The 14542-nt window shown below is 62.8% G+C and carries 18 protein-coding genes and 1 pseudogene; 2 read left to right on the top strand and 17 right to left on the bottom strand.

Features of this window, described 5'->3' with window-relative positions; translation table 11 throughout:
* Positions 1-34: 34 nt before the first annotated feature.
* A complete protein-coding gene (locus U5798_RS03275; RefSeq protein ID WP_322081160.1) occupies positions 35-175 on the bottom strand; it encodes a hypothetical protein in 141 nt (46 codons plus the stop codon).
* 408 nt (positions 176-583) lie between these two features.
* Here U5798_RS03275 and U5798_RS03270 point away from each other — a divergent pair, with 408 nt between their 5' ends.
* A complete protein-coding gene (locus U5798_RS03270) occupies positions 584-1705 on the top strand; it encodes a DUF2827 domain-containing protein (RefSeq protein WP_322081159.1) in 1122 nt (373 codons plus the stop codon).
* A gap of 73 nt (positions 1706-1778) precedes the next feature.
* A pseudogene (locus U5798_RS03265) lies at positions 1779-2270 on the top strand (IS66 family transposase); the annotation flags it as partial.
* Between the two features lie 46 nt (positions 2271-2316).
* Here the strand turns inward: U5798_RS03265 and U5798_RS03260 are convergent.
* The 16 genes from U5798_RS03260 to fliF all read right to left on the bottom strand — a co-directional run bounded on the left by U5798_RS03260 (position 2317) and on the right by fliF (position 14540).
* On the bottom strand, positions 2317-3735 hold the full coding sequence (locus U5798_RS03260; RefSeq protein ID WP_322081158.1) for a glycosyltransferase family 9 protein: 1419 nt from the start codon (positions 3733-3735) through the stop codon (positions 2317-2319).
* 26 nt (positions 3736-3761) lie between these two features.
* The gene (locus U5798_RS03255; protein WP_322081157.1) at positions 3762-4124 is read right to left on the bottom strand and encodes a hypothetical protein; all 363 of its coding nucleotides are present in this window, start codon (positions 4122-4124) and stop codon (positions 3762-3764) included.
* 17 nt (positions 4125-4141) lie between these two features.
* A complete protein-coding gene (locus U5798_RS03250; RefSeq protein WP_322081156.1) occupies positions 4142-4714 on the bottom strand; it encodes a hypothetical protein in 573 nt (190 codons plus the stop codon).
* A gap of 6 nt (positions 4715-4720) precedes the next feature.
* The gene (locus U5798_RS03245; RefSeq protein WP_322081155.1) at positions 4721-5485 is read right to left on the bottom strand and encodes a sigma-70 family RNA polymerase sigma factor; all 765 of its coding nucleotides are present in this window, start codon (positions 5483-5485) and stop codon (positions 4721-4723) included.
* On the bottom strand, positions 5482-6255 hold the full coding sequence (gene fliP, locus U5798_RS03240; protein WP_322081154.1) for a flagellar type III secretion system pore protein FliP: 774 nt from the start codon (positions 6253-6255) through the stop codon (positions 5482-5484). Before fliP ends, U5798_RS03245 begins: the two co-directional genes overlap by 4 nt.
* A gap of 1 nt (position 6256) precedes the next feature.
* Positions 6257-6604 carry a flagellar biosynthetic protein FliO gene (locus U5798_RS03235; RefSeq protein WP_322081153.1) on the bottom strand — a complete coding sequence of 116 codons (348 nt, stop codon included), beginning with the start codon at positions 6602-6604 and terminating at the stop codon, positions 6257-6259.
* Entirely contained in the window at positions 6601-6837 is a 237-nt protein-coding gene (gene fliN / locus U5798_RS03230) for a flagellar motor switch protein FliN (protein ID WP_322081152.1), read from the bottom strand. The genes U5798_RS03235 and fliN overlap by 4 nt, the downstream gene beginning before the upstream one ends.
* 92 nt (positions 6838-6929) lie before the next feature.
* The gene (locus U5798_RS03225; RefSeq protein ID WP_322081151.1) at positions 6930-7754 is read right to left on the bottom strand and encodes a FliM/FliN family flagellar motor switch protein; all 825 of its coding nucleotides are present in this window, start codon (positions 7752-7754) and stop codon (positions 6930-6932) included.
* Positions 7751-8944: a flagellar hook-basal body complex protein gene (locus tag U5798_RS03220; protein WP_322081150.1), complete on the bottom strand. Its 1194-nt coding sequence runs from the start codon at positions 8942-8944 to the stop codon at positions 7751-7753. The genes U5798_RS03225 and U5798_RS03220 overlap by 4 nt, the downstream gene beginning before the upstream one ends.
* A gap of 22 nt (positions 8945-8966) precedes the next feature.
* Positions 8967-9374, bottom strand: a complete 408-nt coding sequence (locus U5798_RS03215) for a flagellar hook assembly protein FlgD (RefSeq protein WP_322081149.1) — start codon at positions 9372-9374, stop codon at positions 8967-8969.
* Positions 9364-10077: a hypothetical protein gene (locus tag U5798_RS03210; protein WP_322081148.1), complete on the bottom strand. Its 714-nt coding sequence runs from the start codon at positions 10075-10077 to the stop codon at positions 9364-9366. The genes U5798_RS03215 and U5798_RS03210 overlap by 11 nt, the downstream gene beginning before the upstream one ends.
* The gene (locus tag U5798_RS03205; protein ID WP_322081147.1) at positions 10074-10523 is read right to left on the bottom strand and encodes a hypothetical protein; all 450 of its coding nucleotides are present in this window, start codon (positions 10521-10523) and stop codon (positions 10074-10076) included. The genes U5798_RS03210 and U5798_RS03205 overlap by 4 nt, the downstream gene beginning before the upstream one ends.
* Positions 10520-11824 carry a FliI/YscN family ATPase gene (locus U5798_RS03200; protein ID WP_322081146.1) on the bottom strand — a complete coding sequence of 435 codons (1305 nt, stop codon included), beginning with the start codon at positions 11822-11824 and terminating at the stop codon, positions 10520-10522. Before U5798_RS03200 ends, U5798_RS03205 begins: the two co-directional genes overlap by 4 nt.
* Positions 11825-11834: 10 nt before the next feature.
* Positions 11835-12554, bottom strand: coding sequence for a hypothetical protein (locus tag U5798_RS03195; RefSeq protein WP_322081145.1), 720 nt, complete (start codon positions 12552-12554; stop codon positions 11835-11837).
* Positions 12551-13075, bottom strand: a complete 525-nt coding sequence (locus U5798_RS03190) for a hypothetical protein (protein WP_322081144.1) — start codon at positions 13073-13075, stop codon at positions 12551-12553. Before U5798_RS03190 ends, U5798_RS03195 begins: the two co-directional genes overlap by 4 nt.
* Positions 13065-14540 (bottom strand): flagellar basal-body MS-ring/collar protein FliF, encoded by a 1476-nt coding sequence (fliF, locus tag U5798_RS03185; RefSeq protein WP_322081143.1) that lies wholly within the window; start codon positions 14538-14540, stop codon positions 13065-13067. The genes U5798_RS03190 and fliF overlap by 11 nt, the downstream gene beginning before the upstream one ends.
* Positions 14541-14542 lie beyond the last annotated feature (2 nt).

Here is a 14542-nt window from a genome sequence, read left to right as displayed (position 1 = left end):
CTTCTGCGGGCGTTGTTGCATCTGTGCTCGAATCCTAGAAGAGCTGTTTGGAGACGCGCCAGCGCTCGTCGGCATCGAGGTGCATGACGCGGATTCCATCGACCGAGCGATGCAGCCAGTCGTCGGCAATGACTCGATGTTCGTCGTTCGTGGCGGCCGCCGTCGACGCCAGCAATTGCCCAACTCCAGCTCCGACCATCGCGCCGTCGCCGGCCCTGTTTGCAGCCTAAATCTCGTGTTGGTCCAAAACGCACCACCCCTTGGAAATCGCACAGACATGACGCACGTACCAAACCGCGTGCGAAACGGTCGCTCAGCCAAGTGTGGCGCGGGTTTGAGGCGCACCCCATTCCTGACCGGAGAGACAAACTGCGGCGGCCGCGGATCGCGCTGAGCCAATACGGACGGGGCCTTTCGGCATGGCTTTCGTGTCCGCTTGCATACATCATCTTGAATTTCTCTGCTTTTGAGCAGGACGATTTATCGGATCAGGTCAGGTCCAAATTTTGACAGTTTTTAACCGCTCAGAAGAAGCGGGGGACGCTATGATCTTATTCGCTACTTATCGAGCACCGGAGACCCAATGAGTTCGGCACGGTCACTCAAAATCGGCATCACAATCGGCCTTCACCACGCGACGGAGAGCCTTTGGGTCAACGGCATCAAGCAGAACGCCCTGTATCTGATGAAGCTCTTTCAGCATTCACCGCTCGGGCATCAAGTCAAGTTGATCAACACAACGAGCGTCAAGATCACGACCGATCTTCCGTGGGATCTTGGGCAGTTTCCGGTGTGCTCCTTCGACGACGCGAAAGATTCGCTCGATGTGCTGATCGAACTCGGCGGGCAAATCGATCAACAGCAAACCGCGTATCTGCAGGCGCGTGGCGCGAAAGTCGTGAGCTACTGCTGCGGTCCGGAATACGTGCACATGATGCAAGCCATGATTTTCGGCAGACGGCATGCTGAAACGGTATTCATCAACCAACGTTACGACCAGGTGTGGATCATCCCGCAAGTCGTCGATACCAGCGCCGGCTTCTTCAGCGTATTGCGACGCCAGCCTGTTCGCGAGGTACCGTTCGTCTGGGACCCGATCTGCGTTGAAGAACGATCGGCCGCGCTCCCGCATCGCGGGGAGTATCGCCCGACCGGGCAACCGAAACGGTTGTCAGTCATGGAGCCGAATATCGACGTCACCAAGTTCTGCCTCTACCCGATCTTGATCGCGGAATTGGGTTACCGGAAGTTCGGCGCAAAAATATCCTATGTGCATGCGACGAACACGGAGCATCTTGCAAAAGGCAGCCCCGAATTCATTGGCATTGCGCATCATCTGGATCTCGTGAAAGATTCAAGAATAAGCTTCGTTGGGTACCACAATACGCCTCAGTTTCTTTCAGAATTCACCGACATCGTCATCTCTCATCAGTCAGGGCTTGCGTTGAATTATTTCTATTTCGACGCGTGCTGGAACGGTTACGCGCTAGTGCACAACGCCGACCTCTGCCGCGACCTAGGCTACTTTTACAATAAAAACGATGTGGACGAAGGTTGTCGCCAACTCGAGCGAGCGATCGAGTTTCACGACGAGAGTTGGCAAGATTATCGAGATCAACAACGAGAAAGGATTGAGCGATTTTTGTCGACCAATCCGAAACAGATCGAAGCTTATGACAAGTTGCTTCTCGGGCTTTTTTCGTGAGATCGATCGTCTTGCTTCAGGAAACATTGCGTCCGCTTGGCACATCGGTAGCCGATCGCTGACGGACAAATACAACGGCACTATCCATGAAGCCGCCTGTAGGGCGCACGCGCGCCAGAAGATTCGTGGCCTGCATGTAGTGTGTCCCAACGCGGTGACGGAGGAAGCGCCGCGTCGAATCGGCACACTCCACGAGACGGAAGACTCCGTGGCAAGCCATCCGACGAACGGTACAGTATGCACAAGGCACGAGCGGTAACCTTGCTGGACGACATGAATCGGTGGTTCGACCCGACACTCCCTCTCCGCGAAGTCGCACACGACCGAGGCGATCCAGTTTTCGCTGGACCGTTGGTCGGCGCTGATCTACCACGGCGGTGACAGACGCGCAGAGATCGGCAAGCTGATTGCTGAACGAGCGCTGCGTGATGTCGCGATCGGGAGGCGCAACTATTTGTCCGCGGGTACCGACACTGGCGGCTAGCGCGCAGTTGCGACGTATAGCCTGATCGGCACGGTGCGCATGAACCGCCTCGATCCCGAGGCATACCTTTCCTGCATACTGACCCAACACGGAATAGCGTGTCCGGTTCGACGATCTTTCTTAGCGCTCACGATAACCTTCCTGTGCGGCACCAAATTTCGAGGATCCTGCCCGCTTCGGCAACAATTGCGCTCCAATCGCCAATAACCGGTTGTCGAACAATGCGCACATTGGGATACCACGGTGTCGACGTTGGCATTCGCTCGTAACGCCAGTCTGCATGTAGCGGCGAAAGTAGAATGGTCGGCAGGTTCAAACTGGCGGCAAGGTGAAGCGGGCCGCTGTCGACGCTGACGACAACGTCGGCCGCTGTCGAAAGCAGCATAGCTAACGAATGTAGATCGGTCTGTGAGTCGATGTTAGTTGTCGTATGTGACAAGTCATCTGCGAGCCATCGCTGCATTTCGAGGCCGCGTTGCAGAACGATCCAGTGAATGTCTTGATTCTCAAGCAATGGACGTACCTGGTGCAGACGCAGGCTTCTCCACGCGAAATCTCCGTGAACAGATTCATTCCCTGACCAAAAGAGCGCAACGCATGGGCGCCCACGCGCATCATGACGAATGCGTCTCGCAAGGTCCGCAACGGACGGAGACGGCGCCTCTTCGTACATCGCTCGTTGCGCTGGGAGATAGCCGGCCAGTGGGAACAGAGCGGTGAACAGCGAGAACGGCGTGGCCCACATTTCATCGTGTGGCGCGTTACCTGAGAGTGATGCCAACAGTTCGCGGGCCCCTATGTCGCGGTAATCGTTCAACCAAGCAGGGTTGACGGGCAGACAAGGCCAAGGTTCATGAAGGACGAGTTCTGTCCCGGCTTGCGCGAGCAGCGCGCGGTACCGGAGGAACTGGATCCAGTCACCGAAGCCGCCACCTCGGACGTAGTGGAGAACGCGCGGTAATGGTGTGTCACCACACCAGTAGCCAGGATCTTTGATTCCATATATCTCGGCTACTGCTGGGCGGCTTGTATAGGTCGATGCATATTCATTTAGGCCCGTGGAGATGCCGTAAGCCCGCATCAGCGACGCGCTGCGACTTTTCCTCAGTTGAGTACTGGTGGTATTCGGAATCGCATTTGCGAGGTGCGATGCATGGTACGACATTGATCGCGTGATAATTTCGTCGTCTTGGCCGAAGAGATGTTGAATCTCGAACTTAACCTGCTGGCGTTCCCATTCATTGAGCCCCAGCACCAGCGCTTCAAAATGTGCGTCGAGAACGTCGATTCTGCCTAGGTGAGCGCACGCATAGAACAGGATCATTCGATGGTTTGTGTATCCTGGTGCACGTTGCGTAACGGTCAAGCACAGATCAACCGCTTTTTCGAACTCGCCAAGGAAATAGCGAAACTGAGCGCATGCGTGGAAAAATAGCGCGCTATCGCCATCGTCGGCTCTCAAACTGTCCAGCAAGCGTTGGGCCTGGTCCATCTCGCCACGTTGCACGAGATGTTGTACATCGAGTACAGGATTACTGTGGGTCATTGATCGTGCTTTGTGGCTGATAGGCGCTATTTTCTCGAAGCGAATGTCGAGAGCAGTTCGGACCGAAGAAGGTCGTCCTCAAGAATGGTTTGCGCCACTCGGTTCGCAATCGACTGAAACGCCGGATCGTTGATCTGCTCGTCGCCGAATTGCCGGTGCAGCACATGCTCGACTGCGGCGCGGGTCAACTGGAATTCATCCATCACGCCCGCTGCGAGCAACTGGTCGATATGTGCGCGGAGCGTTTCGTTCAACGGGCGCGGCCCGCTTTTCGATGTCGTACTGCCGGCCGACGTCGCGCCTGCGGCACCGGGCCGCGCACGGGCCTTCTTGTCGAGCTCGCTGCGCAGTATCTCGGTGAGCTGGTCGAGCGTGGTGCGGGAAATCATGGCGATGGGTATGCCTGTCAGCGGGGCGTGGAATATGCGGAGTCGATTTCCGGAAGAATACTTGTCGTTTCGGATGCCGCGTGACTGTCCGGCGATGAACCAACGATTGACTCGACGTGGCGGAGCACGTCAACAATATAGCGATTGATCAGCGGGTATTTCGTATTCGCTGCGATGCCCGCACGCAGTTGCTCGCCGGCAAGCGCGAAGCGGTCGTCCGCGAGATTCAGTAGGCCGGTTTTCAGCACGCGCAGCGTATCGTCGGTCGGTAGCGCATCGAGCGGCCGCCATGCGTCGACTGCCCGATCGACGTGACCGTGAGTCAGATGGAGAAAGCCGAGCATGAAGCCCGCGATCGGGAAATCGGGCGTCAGTTGCTGCGATGCGTCGAAATCGCTTCTGGCAGCCTCGTAGTGCTGCGATCCGGCATGAACCGCGCCACGCAGGAACCACAGGCGATAGTCGTCGGGCCAGCGCTCGAGCGCATTGTTCAGCGCATGAAGCGCTGCTTCGTCGCTGGATCGCATGGTTTCCACCAGCACGGCCATCCGGTCGTCCGGGCACAAAATCGATGACGGGTTGTTTTCCATGGCGAGTCACGCAAGAAGATAGAAGTCGTCGGTGCCGATCTGCCGACGAAGCTCGTCAAGTGCCGCGCGATGCAACTGCGAAATGCGGCCTTTGGACAGGTTGAGAATGTCGGCGATGTGCTCGAAGCTCAAGCGGTGAAAGTAGTGGTAGCGAATGATCTTCTGCTCGCGCGCCGGCAGGAGGTCGACCGCGTCGTACAGGCGGGAGCGCGTCTGCTGCTGCGCCAGCGTCCGGTACGGATGGTCCTGGAAGGGCTGCGCCGCGCTCGGGTCGGCACCGATCATGCCTGTATCGTCGAGCATGAAACTGATTGCGAGGCCGACCGTCACGCTCGCGAGTACGCGAAACACGTCGCGCGGCTCGTCACTGGACGCATCCTTCAGCGATTCGAGCCGCTCGCGGCGGATGCTGGCGCGCAGCGCAGTCTGTTCCTGCCCGTCGGTCAGCCGGACGACGCCGTCCAGCACGCTGCCCTTGATCCGTTGCGTCGCGAAGGTCGTGAATGCGACGCCGCGGGTCCGGTCGAACCGGTCAATGGATTCGAGCAGGCCGACGCACGAGAACTGCATGTAGTCCTGGTATTCGACATCGTCGCGGTGCCGGCCGCGATACAGCTTGCCGGCGAGCGCCGCCGCGTACGACAGATAGAAATCGAATAGCGCTTCTCGTGCATCGGGGGCGCGACTGCGCTCGAACGCGACCCACAGGTCGTGTTCTCGTCCGTCCGTCGGTATGGCGTCCAACGCGCCCGGCAGATCCTGCAGCGTCATTTGAAGCTGCCCAGCACGCCACGCAAAATGAGGCCCCAGCCGTCGACGAGCACGAACATCAGCACCTTGAGCGGTAACGAGATCGTTGCCGGCGGCACCATCAGCATGCCAAGAGACAGCAGTACGCTGGAGACGACGAGGTCGATCAGCAGGAACGGCAACAGAATGACGAAACCGATCTGGAACGACACGCGCAGCTCGTTCAGGATGAATGCGGGCGTCAGTTGCAGCAGGCTGACGTCGGCGGGCGTCGCCGGAAGCGGCTGGTGCGACATCTCGTACATCCACTTCAGTTCGTCTTCGCGCACCTGGCGAAGCATGAAGTCGCGCAACGGCCCGCTGCTGCGGTCGAGCGCCTGCGACAATTCCAGGTGACCACTGATGAATGGCTGAAGCGCGTCGTGGTTGATCGTCTGCAGCGTCGGCAGCATCGCAAACACGGTCAGGAACAACGCGAGACTGATCAGTACCGGCGTCGGCGGCGTTTCGGGCATGCCGAAAGCATGACGGATCATCGACAGCACGATCGCGATCCGGATGAAGGCCGTCATCGAGACGACGAGCGCCGGGAGCAGGCTGAGCACCGTCAGCAGTACGGCGATTCGGACGGCTTCGGTCATGCCGGCGCCGGAGCGCGCGAAATCGGCGACACCCAGTGACGATAACGGGGCGGTGGCCTGAAGAGCAGGTGCGGCATGAGCCCCGGTGGCGGCGCTGCTCAGGAGCACGAGCAGCATGACGGCCAGAACGCGATTGAACGTGTCGCGCATCTCAGGACTCCGATGGCGACTGGTCGCGAGCATCGACGACACGGCTGCCATTCGCATCGGACATGAGAAGAACAACGCGCCGGTCATATTCGATTAGATGCAGGGTAGCGCGGGTGGAAAGACGGGCGTGTTCGATCACGCGAATGCGCGGCGCGCTCGCGGATTCGCGAGGCGTGCCGCGAACGGCGCGCGTCCGAATGACGAGGATGGCGATCACACCAATCGCAAGGCACAACAGCAATGCCAGCACGACGCGCACCCAGTCGACGCCGAGGTGCGAGAAGAGGCCAGCGGCCGGAGCGGCATCGGGCGCGTGTTCGAGCCACGATTGGGAGGCCGGTGCGGTCATCGATCGGCCATTCCGACGCTGACGATGCGCACGCCGAATCGGCCGTCGATGGCCACGATCTCGCCGGTCGCGATGGTCTTGCCGTTCAACGCGATATCGACCGGATCCCCAATCGATCGATCCAGTTCAAGCACGCCGCCTGATTGCAGCGTCATCATGTCCTTGACGTTCATCGTGGCGCGACCGAGCAACACGTCGACGGTGACCTTGACGCCGTCGAGCAACTCGAGCATTGGCCGTTGCGATTCTTCCGCGTGTGCGTCGGCGTGCTGTTCGGGCAGATCGACGCGGGCCGCGACGGCCTGTTTGGGAAACGTATGAGTGGTCATGGCGAATCGGGCGTCGCGAGCGACGTCAGTTTGAAGGAAAGCGATGTGCCGGTACGGCCAGGTGTACCGAATGCAACGGCGGATTCAGTCTCGTCGACGACCAGCGTGGCTGGCGCGTCGATCGTGCGGTCGAGGACGATGACGTCGCCCGGCGATAACGTCGTCAGCTGGGCGGCGGACAGCTCGCACCGGCCGAGCCGGACGGACAGTGCGATCGGGCACGCATCGAGCGCGTTACGGCGCGGAGTCAGCTCGACGTCGACGTGTCGACGCGCGGCGGAGGCTGCGCCGGATGCGGCTTCATTCCAGATATGCCGTACATCACAGGACAACAATGCAAGCATGTCGCCGTTCAACTCGACGATAGGCAGCCGGAGGACGCCGTAGCCACTGAACGACGTCGCGGCCGTGGCGTATGCGTCATGCCCGGTGTGTGTCGAACCGGGCAGCTTGGAACTAGGCGGTACGCGCAGCGACGCAATCAGGTCGTCGCGGATTTCAGTGGCGATCGAGGCAAGGAAGTCGCGGCACGCACGGTTGTCGAATGCGTGCCCGCCCGCTGCGAATGCGGCGTCGATCAAACGCCGGTCGCTGCGCTCGAACATGTCGATGCGAACACCCGGTGCGCACCCATGACTGGACTGCACCTGTGTGCCAGGTTCGGGCGGCTTGCCGGGCAAACGGGTGATCTCGTCGAAGGAAAAGTGCGGTCGGCTGAACCACCGCGATTGCCAGTCGGCGAGTGCGGTCTCGAACAGCGCACGCGCGATGTCCGGATCACGGTCGCTCGGCGGGTTCCAGGTGACGGGACCGATGCTCATCCCTGACTCCGCATCTGAAGCAACTGTTGCATCATCTCGTTCGCCGCGCTCACGACTTGGGACGAAGCCTGAAAGCCGCGCTGGATCAGGATCAGCTGGCCGAACTCGGACGACAGGTCGACGTTCGATGCCTCGGTCGCACCGGAAAGCAGCTTGCCGACGCCGGCGCCATTGCTGGAGCGATATGCAGGCGGTGCAGCGTGGCTCGCATCGAACAGTCCCTTGCCCATCTGAATCAGTTCCTGGGGATTGGAAAAGCTGGCGAGGGCAACCGCGCCGAGCTTGTCGTTTTGCCCGTTGGAATAGCCGATCACGAGCTGACCGTCCTGATCGACGCTCAGAGACGACAGCGTGCCGGTCGCGTAACCATCCTTGGACGACACGCGCAGGGTCGATGTCGTGCCCGCCGAATAGCTCGTCACGCCATTGGAGAAGTCGAGCGATACCGTGAGCAGCGGCGAGTTGGCAGGGCGCAAGGTGACACTGATCTTGTTCTGCCCCGGATCGGGAATGCCGCCGGTGAATTGCAGCGTGCTTTCCTGGACGGGTGCGCCGTTTTCATCACTGACGGACACTTTCCAGCGTCCGGGAAGCGGGCCGGAATCAGGTTTGAAATCGAGCTTGAGTGTGTGTTTTCCGCCACTGGCGTCATACACGTCGATGTTCGGGATCGAGAAGCTGGTCGACCCTGTGGATAGATTGTCGGTGAACTTGACGACGGTCGTTGCCGCCGGCGGATTCACCTGCTTGCCGGCAACCGACAGGCCCGAGAGATCGCCCGAGCCGGTGAGCGCCGCCAGTTGCAGGCCGGTGCTCTTGTCGCGAATCGAGCCGTCGGTGTCGACGATGAACTGGCCGGTTCTTGTGTAGCGGGCGTCCTTTCCGTCAAGCAGCGTCAGGAACCCGTTGCCCTGGATCGCGAGATCGAGCTGGCCATCGCTTGGCCGCGTGTCGCCTTGCTTGAAATTCAGCGATGCGTAGCCGTACTCGACACCGCTGCCCGAATAGATGATGTTCGGATTGCCGCTGGAGCCGCGTGCGAATTGCTGTCCGTAGTAGAGGTCGGCGAACTGCGGCGTCGACGTCTTGAAGCCGGCGGTATTGAGGTTGGCCACGTTGTTGCTGATGGTCTGCAAGCCGCGCGAATAGGCGGTCAAGCCGCTCATGCCGATGTAGATGCTTTCAAGCATGGATTTCTCCCGTGCAGGTCGACTATCGGACCGCGACGATCTGCGCGACCGTCGCGTTGGTCAGGAACTGGCCGTTTGCCGTTTCGATCGTCAACTGTGGCTGGCCGTCCTTGAACGACACGCTCTTCACGACACCGCTCAGTTGGGCCGTATCCGTCTGCACGTCTACGTTGCGGCCGAGCAGGCCGACCGTCCTCGTAGCCGACTGGACCGTCAGCAGGCTGTCGATCTTGTCCGTCATCTGCCGGCTCTGCTCGAGCGACGTGAACTGTGCGAGCTGCGACACGAACTCGAAGTTGTCGACGGGCTTCAGCGGATCCTGGTAGGTGAGCTGTGTCAGGATGATCTGCAGCAGCGACTGCATGTTCAGGCCGAGCGAATCTGCCCGGGCGCCGAGATTGGCGGACGAGGCAATGGGATCAATCGCCATGAGTGGTTTCTCCGGGAGCGTTGCGGTCGATGCCGTTGATCACGAGCTTCGACGCGGGGTAGCCGCTCTGCTGCAGAGCGGCGCGAACATGGGAAGCGAGCAGGTCGAGATCGTCAGGATCAGCCTGCGCGATGCGAAGCGACACGAGTGGCGCGCCATTGCCAGGCAAGACCGTCACGCGAAACGGCGAGGCGGCCGATGGTGGCGATACGTTGCCAGCCTGGAGGTCGCGGCTGGTGGCCGAGACGGTGATGCGTTCGGTCAAGCCGGACGCCTTTGCGTCCGGTTGCCCGAAACGCTCGGGCAGCGGTCGAAGGCCAGGCGCCTGGCAGGCGCTCGCCGGCCGAGCCGCATCCTCGCGCTGTGGCGGCGCTGTCGGCGCGCTCGTTTGCGTAAGCGAGACGGCGGGGTGGACGTTGGGCGCAACCGTCGCCACGGCTTGCGACGAGAGAGGCGACGCGACCGAGGCGGTGTACTGTTCGACGATGGCGGGAGCGCGCACGTGTGACTCGACGGCTGCCGTGTTGCCGGGCGTCAACCTGGCGGGACTGCCGGCCGGAAGCACTGACACCGCGTTGCGCCACATGTCTTGCTCCATCGAGCGAAGCAACTGGCCAAACGCATTGCCGGTGCCGCCGGCCAATATGCGCGGCCGGTCGGCCGACGCGTCGGTCGGACGAAGCAGCTGAACATCCGTTGTCATCGATTCCCTCCAGCAAGGGCCACTCGGATCTCTAGTTCGGTCATCCGTCGCTCGTCGAGCGCCGCGCGATGTCGTTTCTCTGCGTGCAGGGCCTGGTGATCGGCGGCGTCGGCGAGGCGGTCGCGTTGCTGCAGAGCCGCGCGGACGACCTCCAGCTCGGTGGTCCGCATGTCGACGCGCCGCGACGCGGCGTCGCGTTGCATGGAAACGGCGTCGAGTGCCGCCGAGCAATTGGCGAGCAGCGCGGGCGACAGCCGGTCGGCCAGGGCCGCGCCGCGCCACGCCGCGAGATGCGAGTCGTGCTCGGCTTCGACTTGCTGCTGCCGGTCGCGCTCGACATCGAGCGCGGCGCGTGCCTGCGCGGCACGCGAGATTGCCTGTTGCAGCTGCAGTTGACGGACGAGCGCGACGTCGAGCGCAGCGTCCCGTTGCGAGCGGCGTGTCATGACGTGGCCTCCAGCACGGTTTTGAGCGACGCGATCGCGTGATCGCGATCCGTGGCCCGCCCGACGTCCTGCCGGAGAAAATCGATGAGGCCGGAACGCACACGGAGCGCGTCGTCGAGTACGGGATTGCTGCCCTTGACGTAAAGGCCGGCTTCAATGAGCGTGCGCGACCGCTCGTAAAGCGATAGCCCGGCGAGGGCGCGCGTAGCCAGATGGCGAGCATCGTCGCTGGCGACGTGTTGCATGACCCGACTGACGCTGCGTGTCACGTCGATCGCCGGGAAATGCCCCTGTTCGGCGAGCGTTCGTGTCAGTACGAGGTGTCCGTCCAGCAGCGCGCGCATGGTTTCGGCCATCGGATCGTCGATTTCGTCGGTTTCGGCCAGCACCGTCATCAGTGCGGTGATGGCGCCGCCGTCGCGTACCGCGCCGCAGCGCTCGACGATCTTCGGCAACGCAGCGAAGACACTCGGCGTATAGGCGCGAAGGGTCGGCGGCTCTCCCGCCGCGAGGCCGATCTCGCGCAACGCGAGTGCGTAGCGCGTGATCGAGTCGAGCAGCAGCAGCACGTGCTTGCCCTGCGAACGGAAATACTCGGCGTGGGCCAGTGCCGCCGATACGCTGCGCGCGCGCAGGATGGCAGGCTGATCGGACGTGGCGATCACCATCACCGACCGCGCGCGCGACACATCCTGAAGCGACCGGTGCCAGAAATCCTCGGCTTCGCGTCCGCGTTCACCGACGAGGCACAGAACGCACACGTCTGCATCGACATGGCGAGCCAGTCCGGACAGCAGCGTCGTTTTACCGACGCCGCTACCCGCGAAGATGCCGATGCGCTGGCCGACACCGAGCGTAAGCAGCGTATCGATTGCCCGGATCCCGGTGTCGAGCGCACGGTCGGGGGTGGCGCGATCGAGCGGCGACGTGGGCACGCCCGCAAGCGGCCACGCATGTCGGGCTGCAATCACGGCCCCGCCGTCGAGCGGCCGGCCGAGCGGATCGACGATCCGCCCCAGGTATGCATCGCCTACGGGCAGTGCCGCGTCCGAGCCGACCGCGCGTACCGTATCTCCGACACGGAGCGACGGGGTGGCTTGATAAGGGGCAAGCGTAATCCTGCCCACTTCCGCACGGGTGACCTCGGCATAAAGCGGTGGCGACTCTTCTCCCAGGACGCAGAGCGAACCGACCGCTACGCCGGGGCCGTTTGCATCGACGAAGGTCGGCATGATGCGGGTCACGGTGCCCAGTCGCGCGACGGGGTCGAGGCGGCGCAGCGCGTCGATATAGGGATGCACGGGGCGCCGCTTATGCATGACCGTCGGCCTCCCGGATCGTCGCGGCGATGCTGGCCAACTGGCGCGGGATGCCGACGTCGAGCTTGCCGAGCGTCAGGTCGATCACGCAGGCGCCGGCAGGAAGCTGCGGATCGGCGACGAGCGACACCGACGGTGCCGTGTCGAGCGTGTGCCGAACGGTGTCGAGCCGTGCCGGATCGCGGAAATCGTCAGCGGACACGCGGATTCCGACGAGCGACCCCTGCGCGATCGACGTCAGGCGATGGCGTACGGTGTCGATGACGAGTTCGGCATGACGGGTCGGATCGCCCAGCACGCGCTCCAGACCGACGAGTGCGACCTCCGCCGCGAGCCCCTCCAGCGACGCTAGCCGAGCAATGAACGTGTCGCGTGCGGCATCGATGCCGCTTTTCAGCAACGCAAGCCGTTCGGCCTCGACATGCGCCGCCTGCCGAATGCCATCTTCGATGCCGCGCTCGAATGCCGTTCGAGCGGATTGCGCGAGTTCGGCCTCGTGGCCGGATGCTGCTGCTTCGAGTGTGGCAATCCGTGCGAGCAGGCGATCGCGCTCCGGCGCAAATGCATCGCCGGTGTTGTCATCGTCGAACACACGCGCCACCGGGGTAGGTTCCACCGGCGACGAACAAGGCTCGGTCACGGCCGACTGCGCACCGAGCGACACGCGGTCGACGCTCAGCACGATTTGCGCGGCCTTGATGATCGGGCTCACGTGCGCCTCCTGCGGAGGCCGTCGAGCAGGCGCCGTCTCCACGAGCTCGGTGGGCGCTGCGAAGTCGCGTCGACCTCGACGGCTGGCGGAAGTGCTCGAATCGCTTCGTCAGCAGCGCGCAGCAGCGCATCGCGTGCACGCGGGGCGAGCGGTGCCACGGTATGACGCCGCCATGCCGGATGGTCCTCGAACAGGCGCGTGCGCTGTGCTTCGTCGACACAGCCGGCCAATTGGGCGAGCAGCGCATCGGGCCAGTGGCCGGCGAGGCGCCCGATCGCGGGAGCGGCATGATCGGGCGATCCGTGGCCGTCGTTTTGCGACGGTGCGACGGACAGGACCGTCGCGAATCCGCTGGATTCTCCCGGGCCGAGCGACGCCGCGTCTTTGAGCAGCGGGCGCAACTGCTTGCGCTCGGCGTCCGACAAAGCATGCCAGACTGCTTCGATGTCGTCGGCAGGCCGATGGGCGAGATCGGCAACCAGGCCGCGCAGGCGTCGGTCGATACGCGCGTTAGCCTTCATGATGCTGACGACTCTCGGAAAGAAGGACACGGAGGCGCGTGACGTACTCGGCACGTTCCGTCGAAGTCATCGCGTGCGGGCCGGCAGGTCGTTTGCCGCCGGCCAGCACGCGCCACAGCAGGGCGCTTCCGATCAGCAGCGCGAGGACCGTTGCGTACGCGGCAACGGGGCCCGGCAATCCGAGTCGTGCCCAGGCGTGCCGAATGCCGTCCGGCTGCGCGGCCGTGTGGTCGGCAAGCAAGTCGCCGGCGGGATTCGACGCCGGCATCGTGGGGCCGACGCCATCGACTGCTAGCGGCGACGCGATTCCGGTCGCCGACCCGTCGGCCGGTTGCGAGCGTGCGAAGATGACGACCGTGTCGCCACGCGACCCGTCGGCACCGACGGCCGCGGCCGTGACCGATTTCAGCTGTGCCAGCGTCTCTTCCGGTAGCGTGCCGTCGATCACGACGCCGACGCTCAGATGTTTCAGCGAGCCCGGCGCCGACACGATCTGCTCCAGCTTGCGTTCCGTTCGCATGCCATCGGACGACGGTGTGGACGGCAACGGCGGAAGGCCGGGCGATCCGACGCTTCTGGCGTTCATCGACGCAGGTGGCAACGGGATGCCGGTCGAGCCCGCGCTCGCAATCGGCCGGTTCAGATCGGATTCGTTGGTGACGCGCACCTGATCGAAATTCAGCATTGCGTCGACGCTGACGGTTGCATGGCGCGCGCCGAGCAACGGGGCAATCTGCGCGCCGATCTTGCGCTCGTACTCGCGTTCGAGTGCGTGCTTGAGCGCGTAGTGCGGATCGTCGACGGGCACGTCGCGCCCGGCGGCCGATTCTCCGCGCTGATCGAGCACCGTCACGTCGGCTGCCGACAGTTGCGGGACCGCGGCGGCCACGAGGCGCTGAATGCCGCGCACCGTGTCGGGGCCGAGCGTATGGCCGCTGCGCATGAACAGTGCGACGGATGCCTTCGGCCGATCGTCCGCGCGCCGGAAGATCGAAGAATCGGGAAACGCGAGATGGACACGCGCGAGTTCGATCTCGTCGAGCGACATGATGGTTCGCGCAAGTTCGCCCTGCAGCGCACGCTGGTAGTTGACCTTCTGCGCGAAGTCGGTGATGCCGAGATCCGAGTTGTTGAATAGTTCGAAGCCGACGGCCCCCTGTAGCCGCATGTCGCTGCTCATCAGCTTGAGCCGCATGACTTGCGCGTCCGCGGCGGGAACCAGCACGGCCGACGACGATTCGTCGACTCGGAAGGGGATTTTCTGCCGTTCGAGTTCGGCGACGATGGTGGCCGCGTCCTGCGGCTTCAGGTCCCGGAACAGCACCTGATAGCGCGGACGCAGCGCGAAATAGCCGGCCGCAATCAACGATGCGACAAGCGCAACCAGAACGGCAACGCTGATCAGCTGGCGGCGCGGCGACGCGTCGGCAAACGACGCGCGAATACGTGTGAGCAGGGATTCCATGG

Origin of the sequence: Burkholderia sp. BCC1972, from assembly GCF_905339605.1 — a bacterium.
Taxonomy (GTDB): Bacteria; Pseudomonadota; Gammaproteobacteria; order Burkholderiales; family Burkholderiaceae; genus Burkholderia.
The sequence above is the reverse complement of the archived record's forward strand: the minus strand, read 5'-3'. Positions and strand labels throughout refer to the sequence as shown.

Excerpts from the sequence above, each read along its gene's own strand:
- U5798_RS03220 (WP_322081150.1), bottom strand. The coding sequence starts at position 8,944 with ATGCTTGAAAGCATCTACATCGGCATGAGCGGCTTGACCGCCTATTCG.
- U5798_RS03255 (WP_322081157.1), bottom strand. The coding sequence starts at position 4,124 with ATGATTTCCCGCACCACGCTCGACCAGCTCACCGAGATACTGCGCAGC.
- U5798_RS03235 (WP_322081153.1), bottom strand. The coding sequence starts at position 6,604 with ATGACCGCACCGGCCTCCCAATCGTGGCTCGAACACGCGCCCGATGCC.
- U5798_RS03250 (WP_322081156.1), bottom strand. The coding sequence starts at position 4,714 with ATGGAAAACAACCCGTCATCGATTTTGTGCCCGGACGACCGGATGGCC.
- U5798_RS03190 (WP_322081144.1), bottom strand. The coding sequence starts at position 13,075 with ATGAAGGCTAACGCGCGTATCGACCGACGCCTGCGCGGCCTGGTTGCC.
- U5798_RS03270 (WP_322081159.1), top strand. The coding sequence starts at position 584 with ATGAGTTCGGCACGGTCACTCAAAATCGGCATCACAATCGGCCTTCAC.
- U5798_RS03215 (WP_322081149.1), bottom strand. The coding sequence starts at position 9,374 with ATGGCGATTGATCCCATTGCCTCGTCCGCCAATCTCGGCGCCCGGGCA.
- fliF (WP_322081143.1), bottom strand. The coding sequence starts at position 14,540 with ATGGAATCCCTGCTCACACGTATTCGCGCGTCGTTTGCCGACGCGTCG.
- fliP (WP_322081154.1), bottom strand. The coding sequence starts at position 6,255 with ATGCGCGACACGTTCAATCGCGTTCTGGCCGTCATGCTGCTCGTGCTC.
- fliN (WP_322081152.1), bottom strand. The coding sequence starts at position 6,837 with ATGCTCGAGTTGCTCGACGGCGTCAAGGTCACCGTCGACGTGTTGCTC.
- U5798_RS03245 (WP_322081155.1), bottom strand. The coding sequence starts at position 5,485 with ATGACGCTGCAGGATCTGCCGGGCGCGTTGGACGCCATACCGACGGAC.
- U5798_RS03210 (WP_322081148.1), bottom strand. The coding sequence starts at position 10,077 with ATGACAACGGATGTTCAGCTGCTTCGTCCGACCGACGCGTCGGCCGAC.
- U5798_RS03260 (WP_322081158.1), bottom strand. The coding sequence starts at position 3,735 with ATGACCCACAGTAATCCTGTACTCGATGTACAACATCTCGTGCAACGT.
- U5798_RS03205 (WP_322081147.1), bottom strand. The coding sequence starts at position 10,523 with ATGACACGCCGCTCGCAACGGGACGCTGCGCTCGACGTCGCGCTCGTC.
- U5798_RS03225 (WP_322081151.1), bottom strand. The coding sequence starts at position 7,754 with ATGAGCATCGGTCCCGTCACCTGGAACCCGCCGAGCGACCGTGATCCG.